Source organism: Blastococcus sp. OS1-29, from assembly GCF_057628075.1.
Genome location: NZ_JBXXJK010000005.1, coordinates 410890 through 426789 on the forward strand (window position 1 = coordinate 410890; position 15900 = coordinate 426789).

Here is a 15900-nt window from a genome sequence, read left to right on the forward strand (position 1 = left end):
CGACCTGGGATCCTGGGATCATGCCTCCGATCGGCCCGGCCGGCCTGCTCGCCACCGCCCGCGACCGCGACCCCGCCCGGCCGCTGCTGACCCACTACGACGACGCCACCGGCGAACGCGTCGAGCTGTCGGCGACGACGCTGGACAACTGGGTGGCCAAGACGGCCAACCTGCTCCAGGAGGAGTTCGACGTCGCCCCCGGCAACACCGTCGCCGTGGCACTGCCGGTGCACTGGCAGACCGCAGCCGTGCTGCTCGGGGTCTGGAGCTGCGGCGCCGCGGTGCTCGACAACGCACCGGAGGACGACGGCGGGCTGAGCGGGGTCGACGTCGTCCTCACGTCGCAGGACCGGCTCGCGGCGCTGGAGGAGGACGAGCCGGACGCCGAACTGCTCGGCCTCTCCCTGCACCCGCTGGGCGGCGGCATGACCGGCTACGTGGGGCAGGCCCGTGACTTCGCCCTCGAGGTGCGCACCGCCGGAGACCGCTTCGCGCCGTGGTCCCCGCCGGACCCCGCGGCACCGGGACTGATCGCGGGCGGCCTGGTGCTGACCCTCGGGGGCCTGGCCGAGGCGGCGACGGAACTGGCCGCGCGGCTCGGGATCGGCCCCGACGACCGGGTCCTGGTCGACGCCGAGGTGGCCGCCGAGGCGGGGCCGGTCGCCTGGCTGCTGGCCCCGCTCGCGGCCGGGGCGTCGATCGTGGTCTGCCGGCACCCGTTCGCCGAACGCCTGCCGGAGCGCGCCGCCGCCGAACGGGTCACCGCCAGCCTGGGACGGCAGGTCGACGGCGTCCGCGAACTGGGGAGAACGGCCGCGCAGGGATGACCTTCTCCGTGCTCGGCCGGGACGCCACCACCGGCGACCTCGGCATCGCCGTCTCGTCGTGCATCCTGGCCGTCGGGCGCGCGGTGCCCGCGGCCCGGCCGGGGGTCGGGGTCGTGGCCGTGCAGGCCCGCAGCCGCCGCGGCCTGGGCAACTCCCTGCTCGCCGGCCTCGCGGACGGGCAGGCCCCCGACGTCCTCGTGCGCCGCGCCGCGCACGCCGCCGAGGACGCCGAGCGCCAGATCGCCGTCGTCGGCGCTTCCGGTGCGGTCGCTGCCGACACCGGCCCCGGCTCGTTCCCGGTGTGCGGCCATCTGGTCGGCGAGGGGTTCAGCGTGCAGGGCAACATGCTGGCCGGCGAGGACGTGCTGCCGGCCATGGCGCAGGCCTTCCAGACCGCGCGCGGCGACCTGGCCGATCGGCTGCTGGCCGCGCTCACCGCGGGCCAGGACGCCGGCGGCGACCTGCGTGGCCGGCAGTCCGCCGCCCTGCTGGTGGTCGGCGGCGAACCGGCCGGCGAGGACGACGACGGCGTCCGCACGGACCTGCGCGTGGACGACTCCGGTGACCCCGTGGCCCAGCTGCGCATGCTGCGCAACCTGCAGCGGGCCTACGACGAGGGGGACTACGAGACGCTCGCGGTCTTCGCGCCGGAGGGTGCCCGCGACCTCTATGCGGCCCTGGCGGCGTCCCGCCGCGGCGACCGCGAGGGGGCGCGCGCCGCGCTGGAGGCCATGCGGACCCGCCCCGGGTGGTCGGTCTGGCTGGCCTCGATGGCCGGGGACCAGCGGATGCGGGGCGTCTCGCGGCTGCTCAGCGGCGACGGACCCGCCACACCACCAGCGCAATGACCGCTACCACGAGCACGACGACGGCCGCGTCGCGCCCGACGTACTTCTCGACCTGCGCGTAGGAGGCACCGGCCGCATAGCCGAGCAGGACGACGGTGGCGCCCCAGGCGAGGCCGCCGGCGGCGTTGAACGCGAGGAACCTGCCGTAGGGCATCCTTGCCGTCCCGGCGAGGGCCGGCATGACGGCGCGGAGGAACGCGACCCACCGACCGAGGAACACCGCACTGCCACCGCGGCGGGAGAGGAAGTCCCGGGCGGCGTCGATCCGCCCGCGCCGCTTCGCCAGGAGCCGCAGGTCGAGCATCCGCGGCCCGAGGTGCCGGCCGACCTCGTAGCCGACCGAGTCACCGACGATCGCGGCGATGATCACGACGGCCAGGACCCCCGCCAGCGACACGTGCCCCAGTTTGGCGGCGGCGCCGGCGAGCAGGGCCACCGTCTCCCCCGGGACGACGAAGCCGACGAACACCGCGTCCTCGGCGAACACCACCAGCCCGGTGACCAGCAGAACCAGCCAGCCGGGCAGCCCGAGGACGCGGTCGACCAGACCGCTCATGCCGGGGTCGTCACCGGCCCGAACGCGTTGCGCACACCCGGCTTCCGCCGCAGCCACGCGGTGACGGCGATCAGCGGCCGTCGCAGGAGGAGCCAGCCGAGGACCGCCACGAGGACGCCGAACGCGAGGCCGGCCACGACGTCCCACGGGTAGTGGGCGGCGATGTAGACGCGCGAGAACGCCATCAGCAGCGCTGCCGCGCCCGCGATGGCGCCGAGGGCACGGGAGGCGAGCCACAGCCCGGCAGCGGCCGCCCCGGCCATCACGGCGTGGTCGCTGGGGAACGACGGGTCGCTGCTGTGCGTGGCCAGGACGAGCAGGCCGGGGTGGGTGGCGTACGGGCGGGCCTCACCGAACGCCGCGACCAGCGGCTGGTTCAGCCCGACCGCCAGCAGGGTGGCCAGCGCCGACCAGCCGGCGGCGGCCAGGCCCCGGTCGCTGCCCGTGCGACGGAGGAGCAGGGCGACCAGCATCAGCGCCGCGAAGACGACCAGCCCGTAGGTGGCGTAGCCGAGGATGGGACCGTGCAGCCAGCCGGTGTGGCGGGCGAGGTCGTTGACCTCACCCAGCAGCCGGTCGTCGAGACGGCGCAGGGAATTCATGTCCGGGAGCTCCTGGTTCGGCGGGACTACTACATGAGAATGTAGTAGTCCCCGTGCTGACACGGGCCCGGACGCCTGGAAGGAGGACGCGTGCCCGAGATCCCCGGTGACGCGGACGTCGCGGTCACCGCGCCGGCCGCCTGGTCGCCGTGGCGTGCGGTCGTCGGATTCGGCATGGTCAGCCTGGCCGCCGACATGGTCTACGAGGGCGCCCGCTCGATCACCGGACCGCTGCTCGGGTCGCTGGGCGCCTCGGCCCTGCTCGTCGGCCTCGTGACCGGCGCGGGCGAGGCCCTCGCGCTGGTCCTGCGTCTGGTGTTCGGCCCGCGGGTGGACCGCACCGGCTCCTACTGGTCGATGACGTTGAGCGGGTACGCCCTGACGGCGGTCTGCGTGCCGGCGCTCGCGCTCACGCCCGCCCTCGGCGCCGCCGGTCTCGCGGTCGCCTGCGTACTGGTCCTCGCCGAGCGGACGGGCAAGGCGGTGCGGAGCCCGGCCAAGTCGACGCTGCTGGCCCACGCGGCCGGCCCGGTGGGACTGGGCCGCGGGTTCGGCGTGCACAAGGCGCTGGATCAGATCGGGTCGTTCGCCGGTCCGCTGGTCGTCGCGGGCATCGTGGCCCTGACCGGGTCCCTCTGGCCGGCGATGGCGGCGCTGGCAGTGCCGGGAGCTGCGGCGATCGTCATCCTGCTCCTGGTGCGGCGACGTGTCGGTGACCCCCTGGGCGAGGAGGTCCGGGCATCCGCCCGGCCGCGCGAGTCCCTGACGCGCACCGGCCGGGATCTCCCTCTGCAGTTCTGGCTCTTCGCCGCCTCCGCCGGGCTCACCACAGCCGGGCTGGTCACGTTCGGCGTCATCTCCTACCACCTGGTCCGCGACTCCGTGGTCACCGTGGCGGCCGTTCCGCTCGTCTACGCCGCGGCCATGGCTGCGGCCGCGGTCGCCGCGCTGGCCACCGGCTGGCTGCACGACCGGTCGAAGGGTCGCATCCTGCTCGGTCTCCCCGTCCTCGTCGCGGCCGTCCCGGCGCTGGCGTTCTCCGACGCGTGGCCGGTGGCGCTCGCCGGCGTCCTGGTGTGGGGGGCCGCGGGTGGCGTGCAGGACAGCACGGTCAAGGCGCTGGTCGCCCAACTCGTGCCGGCGACACGGCGAGCGACGGGATACGGGATGTTCGCCGCGGTTCAGGGCGGCGCCGCCGTCGCCGGTGGCGCGCTGGCCGGCGCCCTGTCGGAGACCTCGGTCCCGGCCCTCGTGATCACGGTGGCGGTGCTGCAGGTCGCGGCCCTCGCGCTCCTCGTCCGGACCCTGCGGATGCGGCGGGACTGATCGGCCCAGCGGCCGGTCAGCGACTCGCGGCGTACACGGTCTCCGCGGTCTCGAACCGGGACTCGGTGTCGATGCTGGTCACCAACGACGACGCCGCCACGGTGAGGAGCAGCGCGGTGAGGACACCTGCCAGCGCCCGGCGCCGTGGCGGCGGCCCGGCGAGCAGGGCACGCGCCCGGTCGGCCACCGCGTGCTCGGCCCCCGCGAGCGCGAGCGAGCGGGCGTCCCGACGCCGGCCGGCCCGCGCCAGTCCGGCCCGCGCCAGGGCCCGGGCCGCGAGCGCCCGGTCCCCCACTTCCGCGGCGGCGACCTCGTCGGCCCATCGTTCGACCGCGATCCGGACGGCCCGCGCGGCCGGGCGCAGCAGCGGGTTCGCCGCGGCCGCGACGAACGCCCCTTGCACCCACAGGTGGTGCCGGTGGGCGAGGTGCGCCGCCTCGTGGGCAAGCAGCACGCGGCGCTCGTCGGACGGCAGCGCGCGCAGCATGCCGGTGGAGACGACCACGCGGCCCCCGAGGCCGGGCAGCGCGAAGGCATCGGGACACTCGTCCTCGACCACCACCAGGCCGTCGACGTCGGGGCCGAGCCGCCGGCACGTGCGCGCGGCCCGCACGAGGTCCCGACCCGAGAGAACTGCCCGGCGCAGCGCCGCGAGCAGCAGTCCGCCCGCGGCCAGCGCCGCCGCGCCCCCGACGGCCAGCGGAACCGGCAGCCCGGAGGCGAGGACGCCGGCCGACCAGTGCCCCACGGCGGCGATCGCGGGGATCCGGCCGAGCACCAGCGTGCCGGCGACGGAGAGGACGAACCCGGTCGACAGCGCGGCACCGAGCATCGCCACGGTCAGCAGTCGCACCGCGGTCGCCGGAGGCAGGCGGCGGCCGAGCCACGGCGCGCCGATGCCGAGCAGCGCGCTGCCCAGCGGGGGCACGGCCATCGCGACGATCACGCGCGCAGCTCGCCGTCCTGGGCCCGACCGTCGGCCAGCAGCCCGGCGAGCAGCCGCTCGTCCTCGGGACTCAGGTCGGCCACGAACCGTGCCAGCACGCCCGCCCGGTCGTGCCCGGCGTCCAGCAGGCGCGCCATCCGTCGGGCGGTGACCGATTCCCCCAGCGTGGCGGGGTCGTCGGCGAGGGAGTATGCGAAGGCTCGGCCGCTCGGTTCGCGGCGCAGCGCGCCCTTCGCGTGCAGCCGGGTCATGGCGGTGAGGACCGTGGTGTAGGCGAGCCCCTGGCCGAGATCGGCGAGCACGTCGGCAACCGTGAGGGGACGTCCCGCGACCGCGAGGCAGCTCAGCACCTCCTGCTCGAGGGCGCCACGCCGCCGGCCGTTCGCTGCCATGCCACCTCCTCGTCCGTCCGAACTACTACATTGTGCCGTAGTACTGCCGTGGACCGTCGAGCCAGCGTCCCACGCCCTGACCCCTGCTACGGAGCCATCGCATGCACGCCCTACTCGCCAGCGTCCCGACCGTCGACGTCACCGCCGGCGGCGTCCTCGGGGCGCTGGATCCGCGGTCCCTGCTCTCCGGACTGGGCGCGCTGGGGGTCTTCCTGATCCTGTTCGCCGAGACGGGCCTGCTGGTCGGCTTCTTCCTGCCCGGCGACTCGTTGCTGTTCACCGCGGGCCTGCTCTGCACGACCAGCGCCACCGCGGTGGTGCACCTGTCGCTGCCGGTCGTGCTGGTGGCCGCCGCCGCCGGCGCGCTGCTGGGGGCGCAGGTCGGTTACGAGATCGGCCGGAGGGCCGGCCCGCGACTGCTCGACCGCCCCGACCGGCCGAGACTGCAGGACGCCGTCCAGCGCTCGCGCACCGCGCTGAACCGCTACGGAGCCGGCAAGGCGATCGTGCTCGCGCGGTTCATCCCGCTGGTGCGCACCGTGCTGAACCCGATGGCCGGCACCGTCGGAGTGCCCGTGCGGGTGTTCATGCTGTGGCAGGTGGTCGGCGGCCTCGTCTGGTCGGTCGGGCTGACCCTGGCCGGTTACGCGCTCGGCTCCCGCATCCCGAACGTCGACAAGTACCTGCTGCCGATCGTGGGCCTGATCATCGTCGTGTCGCTGATCCCGGTGGCCCTGGAGGTCCGCCGCTCTCGCGCGCGTCGCTGACCGCACCGCAGGAGGAATCCCTCTCCAGTCCTGCCCGGGGCATCTGGCCCTCCCGATCAGGGACGTTCGCTGCTGGCCGGGCGGTGCGCCACACACCAACGTCTGGAGGTGGCGCCACCGGCGTCGAGCGAGACCTCCACCCCCGGAAGCGGTGAACCCATGGGCGCTCCTGACGTCGTCGCCGAGACCGCGGGCCGGTACGTGCACTGGGGCGTGGTCCACATCTCGGTCACGAACCTCGCCATCGTCGCCGCGATGCTGCTGCTGTTCGTGCTGGCACTGGTGCTCCCATTTCCCGGCCACCACGACGACGACGGACCGAAGAGTCCGCGGTGAGCATCCGCAGCACCGATCTGCTGCTCGGCGAACCGGCAGACCGGTCCAACTGGACGGTGCGGCTGCGGACCCGTCTCCAGCACACCGTGCCGCCCGGGCAGGCGCTCCCCGACCGGCAACCGGTCTACGTCAGTTCGTGGATCTACGTCTTCGGCGCGCTCACGCTGGCGGCCTTCGTCGTCGTCATCGCGACGGGCGGCGTGCTGGCCATCGGCGGGGCAGCGTGGTGGCACACGTCCGGCCTCGGCCATTTCGTCAATTCCCTGCACCTGTGGAGCGTGGAACTGTTCTTCGCCTTCATGGTGGTGCATCTCTGGGGCAAGTTCTGGATGGCGGCCTGGCGCGGGAAGCGCGTGCTGACCTGGATGACCGGCGTGGTGGCGTTCCTGGGCTCGATCGGGACCGCCTTCACCGGCTACCTGTCGCAGTCGAACTTCGATTCGCAGTGGATCGCCGGCCAGGCAAAGGACGGCCTCAACGCCGTCGGCATCGGCGCGTACTTCAACGTCCTCGATCCGGGCCAGATGCTGCTCTGGCACGTGGTCCTGCTGCCGTTCGTCATCGGGGTGCTCATCGTGGCGCACGTGGTCCTGGTGCGGCGCAACGGCGTCGTGCCGCCCATCGACGCGGTCGAGCCGATCGACCCGGTCGAGGAGTGACCGACATGGCCAACAGGACGCCCGCGATGCTCACCCGCCCGGCCACCCCGCCGCCGCGTCCCGGGCCCGACCGGACGCCGGACTCCCACGGCTTCCCGACACGCCAGTACGACCTGGTGAAGGAGTTCGTCGTCGCCCTGGTCGTGGTGACGCTCGCGACGGTGGGGTTGGCTGCGGTCTTCTCCTCGCCGGACGAGACGGCCATCACCATGCGGGACTGGGCGACCGCGGCACCCGCGGACGTCGTCGCGACCGCCACCGGTGAGTTGGCCGGGACCACGACCAGTGCGACCTACGGGCCGCCGTACAACGGCAACTCCGAAGGCCAGAAGCTCGGCCCGCTGCCGCTGCAGAAGTGGGCTGGCGTCCGTCATCCGGTCGACTCCGCGCAGGATCTCGTCGTGACGCCGCTGACCGGGTGGGCCCGCGACCCTGCGCTGCGGCTGGCCCTCGCGACCTGGCAGAGCGCATCGCCCGCACAGCGGGCATCGTGGGCGACCGCCTACGCCGACGCGCTGGCCGCCGCCCCCGACGGAAACCCGGCGCGGGTGGCGTCCGGCGACTACGGGCCGGTTCCGGCCATGGCGGCGGGCTTCCTGAGCCTCGCGGCCAGTGGCGGCCTGGAGGGCACCCTGACCTCGTCGGGCAACTTCTACGGCGGCGACCAGACCCGCTCGCTCCTGCTGCTCAGCGACGGCGCCTATCTCGAGGACCAGGCCCGCGCGCGCCACCTCGGTGGCGACCAGTGGGGGATGATGAACGAGACCGGCAACTACCCAGGCCAGCCGTGGATGTGGTTGTACACGTTCTGGTACCAGGTGCCGCCGTTCTCCACGTCGGACAACGCCGACGCGCTCGTGTGGGGCCTGATGATGGTGCTCAGCGCCGGGCTCCTGCTCGTTCCGTTCGTCCCCGGGCTGCGCTCGCTCCCGCGATGGATCCCCATCCACCGGCTCGTCTGGCGCGACTACTACCGGCGGTACGGCTCGACGCGCACCCGCTGAACTCGGGGCGAGGACCGCCGATCTACTTCAGGAGACTCCGGGCGATCACCATGCGCTGCACCTGGTTGGTGCCCTCGTAGATCTGGGTGATCTTGGCGTCGCGCATCATCCGCTCGACCGGGAAGTCCTGCGTGTAGCCGGCCCCGCCGAACAGCTGGACGGCGTCGGTGGTCACCTGCATGGCGACGTCGGAGGCGAAGGCCTTGGCGGAGGCGGAGACGCGGGTGACGCCGGGGCGGCCGGCCTCCCCCGCGGCGGCGGCGACGTAGACCAGGTGCCGGGCGGCCTCGATCTTCATCTCCATGTCGGCGAGCATGAACTGCACGCCCTGGAAGGAGCCGATCGACGTCCCGAACTGCTTGCGCTCCTTGACGTAGGCGACCGAGGCGTCGAGCGCGCCCTGGGCGACGCCCACCGCCTGCGCGCCGATGGTGGGCCGGGTGAAGTCGAGGGTGCGCAGCGCGGTCTTGAAGCCGGTGCCGGGCTCGCCGATGATCCGGTCGGCCGGGATCGTGCACTCGGTGAAGTAGAGCTCGCAGGTCGGCGAGCCCTTGATGCCCATCTTGCGTTCCTTGGGGCCGACGGCGAAGCCCGGGTCGTCGCGGTGGACGGCGAACGCGGAGATGCCCCTGGCGCCCTTCTCGGGGTCGGTGACCGCCATGACCGTGTACCACTCGGAGATGCCGGAGTTGGTGATCCAGGCCTTGGTGCCGTTGAGCACCCAGGTGTCGCCCTCGAGACGGGCACGGGTCTTCATGGCGGCGGCGTCTGAGCCGGCCTCACGCTCGGAGAGCCCGTAGCTGATCATCGCCTCGCCGGAGGCGATCGAGGGCAGCACCTTCTGCTTCACGTCCTCCGACCCGGACAGGATGATCGGCATCGAACCGAGCTTGTTGACCGCGGGGATGAGCGAGGCGCTCATGTCGACCCGGGCCACCTCCTCGATGACGATGCAGGTCGCGATCGCGTCCGCGCCCTCGCCGCCGTAGGTCTCGGGAATGTGCGTGGCGTGGAAGCCCGCGGCGGTCAGCGCCTTCTGGGCCTCGATCGGGTAGCGCGACTCGGCGTCCACGGCGGCGGCGAACGGGGCGATCTCGCGCTCGGCGATGTCGCGGACCGCCTCCCGGATCGCCTCGTGCTCCTCGGTGAGGGCGTAGAGCCCGGCGTCGTTTCCCACGGGGACGAGGATAGGCCGCAGGCCTACTCGTCGGTCGCGAGGATCTCCTGCAGCGCCGCGTCCCGGGAGACCACGGCGGCCGCCAGGTCGGCCTGGAAACGCTCGACCGACGCGCGCAGACCCCCGTCGGAGGCCGCCAGGATGCGGACGGCGAGCAGGCCCGCGTTGCGCCCGCCGCCGATGCCCACCGTCGCCACGGGCACCCCTGCGGGCATCTGCACGATGGACAGCAGGCTGTCCAGCCCGTCGAGCCGGTCCAGCGGCCGGGGGACGCCGATCACCGGCAGCGGCGTGGCGGCGGCCACCATCCCGGGCAGGTGGGCCGCTCCCCCGGCGCCGGCGATGATCACCCGCAGGCCGCGGCCGGCGGCCGCCTCCGCGTAGTCGAGCATCCGCCGCGGCGTCCGGTGGGCCGACAGGACGTGCGCCTCGTAGGGCACGTCGAACTCCTCGAGGGCGAGCGCGGCCGGCTCCATGACGGGCCAGTCGGAATCACTGCCCATGACGATGCCCACGACGGGATCGCTGCTCGGTCCGCTCATGCCGGGCTCCTCAGTGCTCGATCTCGTCAGTGCTCGGTGTCGAAGGCGAAGGCGTCGTCGACGACGCCGTCGGCCAGGTACCGGGCCGCGGCCACGGCCCGCGCGCGCACCTCGATCACGTCGGTGCCCAGGGCCGTCACGTGGCCGAGCTTGCGGCCCCGTCGCTGCCCCTTCCCGTACCAGTGCAGCTTCACGTCCGGCCAGTGCGCCATGAGGTGGTGGATGCGCTCGTCCAGCGGCGGGCCGGCCCAGTCCTCCTCGGCCGCGGCGCCGCCCAGCACGTTCGCCATGACGACGACGGGCGCGGTCATCGTCGTGTCGCCGAGGGGATAGTCGAGGACGGCGCGCAGGTGCTGCTCGAACTGGCTGGTGCGGGCACCCTCGATCGTCCAGTGCCCGGAGTTGTGCGGGCGCATGGCCAGCTCGTTCACCAGGACGCCGTCCGGGGTCTCGAACAGCTCGACGGCGAGCATGCCGACCACGCCGAGAGAGTCGGCGATCCGGACGGCGAGCTCCTGCGCCTCCGCGGCAAGGCCGTCCCCCAGCTCCGGCGCGGGCGCGTACACCTCGGCACAGACGCCGTCGCGCTGCACGGTCTCCACCACCGGCCACACCGCGACCTGCCCGAAGGGCGAGCGGGCGACCTGAGCGGACAGCTCCCGGACCATCGGCACGCGTTCCTCCACCAGGAGGGTGCCGTGCTCCTCGAGGAGTGCGGCCACCTGGTCGGGGCCCTCGACCACGAAGACCCCCTTGCCGTCGTAGCCGCCGCGGGGGGTCTTGAGCACGACCGGCCAGCCCACGTCGTCGGCGAAGGAAGTGACCGCGTGGACAGTGGCGGCCTCCGCCCAGGCCGGCTGCGGCTCGCCGATCTCGGCGAGGGCCCGGCGGAGCACCAGCTTGTCCTGGGCGTGCACGAGCGCGGCCGGGCCGGGGGCGATCCGGTGTCCTTCTCGCTCGAGGGTGCGCAGGTGCTCGGTCGGCACGTGCTCGTGGTCGAAGGTGACGACGGTGGCGCCCTCGGCCAGGTCGCGGAGGGCGGCGAGGTCCCGGTGGTCGCCGATCCGGACGTCGGCCGCGACGAGCGCAGCCGACTCGGCGGGATCGGTCGCCAGGACGCGCAGCGATTGTCCCAGCGCGATGGCGGCCTGGTGCGTCATCCGGGACAGCTGGCCACCCCCGACCATCGCCACGACGGGCGTGCCGGTGCGGGGATCGAGGGGGGCAGCCATGGCGGCGCGAGACTATCGGGTGCCCACCGAGGGGCCCTCGCCGCCAGTACAGTCGGAGTCGTGGGATGGGCCCGGACGGTCGCCGACCGCATGGGAACGACCTGGCGTCTACTGCTCAAGGAGCTGAGCGCGTTCGGCGTCGTCGGCGCCGTCTGCTTCGTCCTCGACGTCGCGCTGTTCCAGCTCCTGTACGCGCACGCCGGCGTGGGCGCGGTCACCGCGAAGACCCTCTCGACCCTCGCCTCGATGACCGTGGCCTACTTCGCGCATCGCTACTGGTCGTTCTCCCACCGGGCCCGCACCGGGGTCCGGCGCGAGTACGCCCTGTTCGCGGCGATCAACGCGGTCACCCTGCTGCTCAACGTCGGCGTGGTCGCGTTCGTCCGCTACCCCCTGGGCCAGGAGAGCGCCGTCGTGCTCCAGCTCGCGAACGTGGCCAGCATCGCGGTCGGCACGGTCGTCCGCTACCTCTCCTACCGGCGGTGGGTCTTTCCCGCCCTGCCCCCGGCTCCCCCCGCGGTCATGCGCCCAGAGGCGCTCTCCGGCTGAGGTTCCCCTCGGACACCGTCAACCGGCGAGGCGCGAGCCGTTCCGTCCGGCGAGGACCTCGATCCGCGTCGGGATGCGGGTGCGCAGCTCCTCCAGGTGACTGATCACCCCGACCGTTCGGCCGCCGCGGCGGAGCTCGTCGAGCACCGACATGACGGCGTCCAGGGCGCGGGCGTCCAGCGTGCCGAACCCCTCGTCCACGAACAGCGTGTCGATCTGCACCCCGCCGGACTCCGCCGTGACCACGTCGGCCAGCCCGAGGGCGAGCGCCAGCGACGCCATGAAGCTCTCCCCGCCGGACAGCGTCTTGGTGGCCCGAAGGCACCCGGTGTACTCGTCCAGGACGTCGAGGCCGAGACCGCCGCGGGCCCCGTGGCGGCCCTGGGCGTCGCTGTGCCGGAACGTGTACCGGCCGCCGGACATGTCCTGCAGCCGCCGGCTGGCCGCCTCGGCGACCTGCTCGAGCCGGGCGGCGAGGACGAACGACTGCAGCCGCATCTTCAGGGTGTTGGCGCCCCGTCCGTTGACCAGGTCGGCGAGCTCGGCCACCTGCTCGAACGTCGCGCGGCACTGGTCTAGCTCGACCTGCAGCGCGGTCACCTCACCGGCCAGGGAGTGCAGGCCGGTCGAGCAGCGGCGGGCGCGGTCGAGCTCGGCGACGGCCTGCTCGCGCTGCCGGGTCGCCTCGGCGCACCGCTGCGTCCAGGCGTCGAGGTCCGGCCGGGGCGGGAGATCGGCGAGATCGGCGTGGGCGAGGGCGGCCTGCGCCACGGCGACGCGACGGTCGTGTTCGGTGATCCGCCGGTCGAGGGCGGCCAGCCGGCCGGCATCCAGCAGCGCGGCGGCCGCCTCCAGCACATCGGCGAAGCCGGCATCCGCGGCCCGCTTCTCCGCGGTGCCGCGGGCGGTGTCGGCGGTCGCCCGCGCTCGCAGCTCGTCGGTCTGCGCGGCCACCACGGCCTCGCAGCGCTCGGCCTCGTCGACCAGCCGCGCGATCCGCTGCGGCAAGCCGGCGTCCTCGCCCCGGGCGGCGGCCAGCGTGCCGGTGAGCCGGTCGAGCGAGGTGCGGACGGCCAGTGACTCGGCCGTGCGCGCCCGCAGCTCCTCCCGGTCGGCGGCCAGCGCGGCAGCCGCGGCCTCGTGCGCGGTCTGCAGCTCCGCCAGGGCCGACCGCGCCGAGGCCAGCCAGGCCGCCTCGGTGGCGGCGGCCGCGACGGCCGTCTCCAGCTCGTCGAACGCCGCCTGCAGCTCGACGACCGGGCGGTCGCCGGACCTCCCGAGCAGGGCAGCGAGTTCGCGTTCCTGCCGATCGACCTCCGCCGCGGTGGCCGTGTGCGCCGCCTCGGTGCGCTCGACGACCTCCCGGGCGGCCTGTTCGTCGGCTGCGGTGACGCTCGGGCCCTCGTGCTGGGCGGGCCCGGGATGCTCGGTGGCACCGCAGACGGGGCAGTCCGCCCCCGGGACCAACCCCGCGGCCAGCTCGGCGGCCATCCCGTCCAGGCGCTGCCCGCGCAGGGTCAGCCAGTGGTCGCGTGCGTCGTTCCACCGCTCCCGCCGCTGTGCGGCCTGTTGCCGGGCGCCGTCCAGCTGCGCCGCCAGCCGTTCCGCCGCGCGTCCGGCATCGAGGGCGGCCCGCGCGGTGTCCCGCTGGGCCCGCAGCCCGGGAAGGCGGGCGTCGGCGTCCTGGGCACGGGCCAGGAGCGCCTCGTGCTCGGCGATGCGCGCCGGGCGGTCCGCCGCCTCCGCGGCCGCGTCGTCGCAGCGGCGGGTGAGCTCGTCGACAGCCCGGTCGAGGGCGCGCGCCTGTCGGGCCAGGTCCGCCGCGCGGTCGACCTCGGGAAGCAGGGCGCGCAGCCCGGCGGCCTCGTCGCGGAGTGCACGCGCCAGCAGGCCGTCGGCCTCACGGTCCTCGCCCACGGCGATCCAGGCCGTCGTCGCCGCAGCGAGCAGCTCGGCGGCCTGCTCCGCGACGAGCGCGCTGCGGCCGGCGGTCTCCAGGGCATCGCGCAGGGGCTCGGCGCGCCGCCCCTCGTCGCGGCGCAGCCGCAGCGGCGCCAGCTGCGCCTCCTCCCCGGTGAGCATGTCGAGCTCGGCCCGCGCGCGGTTCCGCCGGGCGTGCCGGTCGGCCAGGGCCCGGGCGTCGGCGAAACCTGCGTCGACCTCGGTCGCGCGGGTCGCCGCTTCCTCGGCGGCCTGCGTCGCCCGGGTCAACCGCTCGTCCGCCTGCGCCCGCAGGGTCGCCACCCAGCGCCCGGCGCTGCGGCCGGTGCCGGCGCCGGCGAGCTCGGGCGCCAGCTCCTCGGGGATGTCGGCGTCGGCGACCTGCGCCAGCCGGTTGAGCAGATTGCCCATCGTGTGCCGCACGGCGTCCAGGCGCTCGCGGGCCGTCGTCCGCTCGTCGGCGAGCCACTGCTCGACCACGCCGAACCGCCCGACGTCGAAGAGCGTGCGCAGCAGCCGTCCACGGTCCTCGGGCTCGGCGCGGAGGAACCGGGCGAAATCCCCCTGCGGCAGCAGCACCACCTGGCAGAACTGCTCGGCCGAGAGGCCCAGCCGGGTGCGCAGGTACTCAGAGCCCTCGTCGATACGCGTGCTCACCGGCGCCCAGTCGCCGCCGGTCCAGCGCTGCACGGTCAGCTTCGCCTGCTCGGTGGTCCAGCCCTCCCCGCGCTTCTTGGGGCGCTGCTGCTCGGGACGGCGGATGACGCGCAGCCGCTCGGGGCCGAGGGTGACCTCGCAGGAGACCTCCGTGCGGACGTCGGCGCCCGCGTGGTCGCTGCGCAGCCGCTTCTCCTCGCCCCGCACGCCGGGGACGGTGCCGTAGAAGGCGAACACCACGGCGTCGAGCAGGGTCGTCTTGCCCGCACCGGTGGGCCCCCACAGCAGGAAGAGGCCGTCGCGGCCGGCCTCGTCGAGGTCGACCTCGACCGTGTCCGGGAAGGGGCCGAACGCGGTCAGCGACAGCGAGTGCAGCCTCATCCGTCGGCCTCCGCCCGCGCGGCGGCAGCCAGGGCCCGGCCGAGCAGGGTGCGCTCGGCGGCACTGGCCGGCACGGTGCGCACCCGGCTGACGAACTCGCCGACGACCTCCAGGTCGCTGCGGCCGCGCAGGAGCTCCTGGTAGCTGCGGCGTTCGCTCGGCGCCGCGGTCGCGGCCCACTCCAGGTGCACGCAGTGCGCGAACCGCTCCTGGAGACGGCGCATCGGGTCGGCCGGGCGGACGGCGTCGGTGAGCCGCGCCGAGACGAAGGACTGCTCGGCCGGAGCGTGCCCGGGGTCGGACAGCAGCTCCTCGAGGGTGCCGGTGAGGATCGCCAGCGGCCGCGGGGTGGGCAGCGGCACCGGCCGAGCGTCGGCCAGGCCGGAGGCGTCGAGCTCGACCAGCCAGGCCTGTTTCTGCTGCCCTGCCTCGCCGAACGAGTAGGCCATCGGCGACCCGCTGTAGCGCAGCCGTGGCGTCAGCGTCTGCGGGCGGTGCAGATGACCGAGGGCGACGTAGTCGACGCCGTCGAACACCGGGGCGGGGACGAGATCGACGCCGCCGACGCTGATGTCGCGCTCGCTGTCGCTGGGCTGACCGCCCCCGACGAACGCGTGCGCGAGCACGACCGAGCGCGTGCCCGGCCGCAGGAACAGATCGGCGCGGACCCGGTCCATCGCCTCCGCGAGCACCGCCTCGTGACTGCGCGCGGCCGGCAGCCCGAGCTCGAACCGCGCGATCTCCGGCTCGAGGTAGGGCAGCCCGTAGATCGCGACCTCGCCGTGCTCGTCGGCGAGCAGGACGGGCTCGTCGAGGCGCGGGGTCTCCGCCCGCACGTGCAGACCGCCGGCGGCGAGGAGTTCGGAGAAGGTGCCGAGCCGGCGCGCGGAGTCGTGGTTGCCGGGGGTCATGACCACGGTCGCGCCCGCCCGGCGCAGCCGCGCCACCACCCGGCTCAGCACCGCCTGCGCATCGGCCGACGGGACCGCGCGGTCGTACACGTCGCCGGCCACGAGGACGACGTCCACCGATTCCGCGGCCACGACGTCGGCCAGCCCACCCAGCACGGTCTCCTGCTCGGCGAGCAGGTCGATGCCGTGCAGCGACCGGCCGATGTGCCAGTCGGAGGTGTGCAGCAGCCGCATGGGAGGGACGGTA

17 protein-coding genes are annotated in these 15900 nt (G+C 74.5%); 8 read left to right on the top strand and 9 right to left on the bottom strand.

The annotated features are described in order from the left end of the window. Positions 1 to 20: 20 nt before the first annotated feature. Positions 21 to 827 (top strand): TIGR03089 family protein, encoded by an 807-nt coding sequence (locus tag AC2H4J_RS15575; RefSeq protein ID WP_487465781.1) that lies wholly within the window; start codon positions 21 to 23, stop codon positions 825 to 827. Further along, complete coding sequence (locus AC2H4J_RS15580; protein WP_487465782.1) at positions 824 to 1675, top strand: DUF1028 domain-containing protein; 852 nt, start codon at positions 824 to 826, stop codon at positions 1673 to 1675. Before AC2H4J_RS15575 ends, AC2H4J_RS15580 begins: the two co-directional genes overlap by 4 nt. On the opposite strand, the gene AC2H4J_RS15585 is transcribed toward AC2H4J_RS15580, so the two are convergent. Both AC2H4J_RS15585 and AC2H4J_RS15590 read right to left on the bottom strand, forming a co-directional pair. After that, entirely contained in the window at positions 1638 to 2231 is a 594-nt protein-coding gene (locus AC2H4J_RS15585; RefSeq protein ID WP_487465783.1) for a DedA family protein, read from the bottom strand. The genes AC2H4J_RS15580 and AC2H4J_RS15585 overlap by 38 nt on opposite strands. Continuing rightward, entirely contained in the window at positions 2228 to 2833 is a 606-nt protein-coding gene (locus AC2H4J_RS15590) for a phosphatase PAP2 family protein (protein WP_487465784.1), read from the bottom strand. Before AC2H4J_RS15590 ends, AC2H4J_RS15585 begins: the two co-directional genes overlap by 4 nt. A gap of 90 nt (positions 2834 to 2923) precedes the next feature. Here AC2H4J_RS15590 and AC2H4J_RS15595 point away from each other — a divergent pair, with 90 nt between their 5' ends. Further along, on the top strand, positions 2924 to 4159 hold the full coding sequence (locus AC2H4J_RS15595; RefSeq protein ID WP_487465785.1) for an MFS transporter: 1236 nt from the start codon (positions 2924 to 2926) through the stop codon (positions 4157 to 4159). A gap of 16 nt (positions 4160 to 4175) precedes the next feature. Here the strand turns inward: AC2H4J_RS15595 and AC2H4J_RS15600 are convergent, their stop codons facing one another. Then, positions 4176 to 5105 carry a M56 family metallopeptidase gene (locus AC2H4J_RS15600; RefSeq protein ID WP_487465786.1) on the bottom strand — a complete coding sequence of 310 codons (930 nt, stop codon included), beginning with the start codon at positions 5103 to 5105 and terminating at the stop codon, positions 4176 to 4178. Then, positions 5102 to 5497 (bottom strand): BlaI/MecI/CopY family transcriptional regulator, encoded by a 396-nt coding sequence (locus tag AC2H4J_RS15605; RefSeq protein ID WP_487465787.1) that lies wholly within the window; start codon positions 5495 to 5497, stop codon positions 5102 to 5104. The genes AC2H4J_RS15600 and AC2H4J_RS15605 overlap by 4 nt, the downstream gene beginning before the upstream one ends. Before the next feature lie 101 nt (positions 5498 to 5598). Between AC2H4J_RS15605 and AC2H4J_RS15610 the strand changes: the two genes are divergently transcribed. From AC2H4J_RS15610 to AC2H4J_RS15625, 4 genes are all read left to right on the top strand, one after another. Next, a complete protein-coding gene (locus tag AC2H4J_RS15610; protein WP_487465788.1) occupies positions 5599 to 6264 on the top strand; it encodes a DedA family protein in 666 nt (221 codons plus the stop codon). A 159-nt stretch (positions 6265 to 6423) separates the two neighbouring features. Beyond that, positions 6424 to 6600, top strand: a complete 177-nt coding sequence (locus tag AC2H4J_RS15615) for a hypothetical protein (RefSeq protein ID WP_487465789.1) — start codon at positions 6424 to 6426, stop codon at positions 6598 to 6600. Next, the gene (locus AC2H4J_RS15620; protein ID WP_487465790.1) at positions 6597 to 7259 is read left to right on the top strand and encodes a cytochrome b N-terminal domain-containing protein; all 663 of its coding nucleotides are present in this window, start codon (positions 6597 to 6599) and stop codon (positions 7257 to 7259) included. Before AC2H4J_RS15615 ends, AC2H4J_RS15620 begins: the two co-directional genes overlap by 4 nt. Before the next feature lie 5 nt (positions 7260 to 7264). Further along, positions 7265 to 8263, top strand: coding sequence for a hypothetical protein (locus AC2H4J_RS15625; protein WP_487465791.1), 999 nt, complete (start codon positions 7265 to 7267; stop codon positions 8261 to 8263). Positions 8264 to 8285: 22 nt separating this feature from the next. On the opposite strand, the gene AC2H4J_RS15630 is transcribed toward AC2H4J_RS15625, so the two are convergent. Genes AC2H4J_RS15630 through AC2H4J_RS15640 form a run of 3 tightly spaced genes read right to left on the bottom strand, consistent with a single transcriptional unit; the run spans position 8286 to position 11214 of the window. Next, positions 8286 to 9440: an acyl-CoA dehydrogenase family protein gene (locus tag AC2H4J_RS15630; RefSeq protein ID WP_487465792.1), complete on the bottom strand. Its 1155-nt coding sequence runs from the start codon at positions 9438 to 9440 to the stop codon at positions 8286 to 8288. Between the two features lie 23 nt (positions 9441 to 9463). After that, the gene (gene purE, locus AC2H4J_RS15635; protein ID WP_487465793.1) at positions 9464 to 9982 is read right to left on the bottom strand and encodes a 5-(carboxyamino)imidazole ribonucleotide mutase; all 519 of its coding nucleotides are present in this window, start codon (positions 9980 to 9982) and stop codon (positions 9464 to 9466) included. Between the two features lie 26 nt (positions 9983 to 10008). Continuing rightward, positions 10009 to 11214, bottom strand: a complete 1206-nt coding sequence (locus AC2H4J_RS15640; protein ID WP_487465794.1) for a 5-(carboxyamino)imidazole ribonucleotide synthase — start codon at positions 11212 to 11214, stop codon at positions 10009 to 10011. A gap of 60 nt (positions 11215 to 11274) precedes the next feature. On the opposite strand from AC2H4J_RS15640, the gene AC2H4J_RS15645 reads away from it, so the two are divergent. Then, positions 11275 to 11763 (top strand): GtrA family protein, encoded by a 489-nt coding sequence (locus tag AC2H4J_RS15645; protein WP_487465795.1) that lies wholly within the window; start codon positions 11275 to 11277, stop codon positions 11761 to 11763. Positions 11764 to 11781: 18 nt separating this feature from the next. Here the strand turns inward: AC2H4J_RS15645 and AC2H4J_RS15650 are convergent, their stop codons facing one another. Continuing rightward, positions 11782 to 14742, bottom strand: a complete 2961-nt coding sequence (locus AC2H4J_RS15650) for an AAA family ATPase (RefSeq protein WP_487465796.1) — start codon at positions 14740 to 14742, stop codon at positions 11782 to 11784. After that, positions 14739 to 15887, bottom strand: coding sequence for an exonuclease SbcCD subunit D (locus tag AC2H4J_RS15655; RefSeq protein WP_487465797.1), 1149 nt, complete (start codon positions 15885 to 15887; stop codon positions 14739 to 14741). The genes AC2H4J_RS15650 and AC2H4J_RS15655 overlap by 4 nt, the downstream gene beginning before the upstream one ends. Between the last annotated feature and the right edge of the window lie 13 nt (positions 15888 to 15900).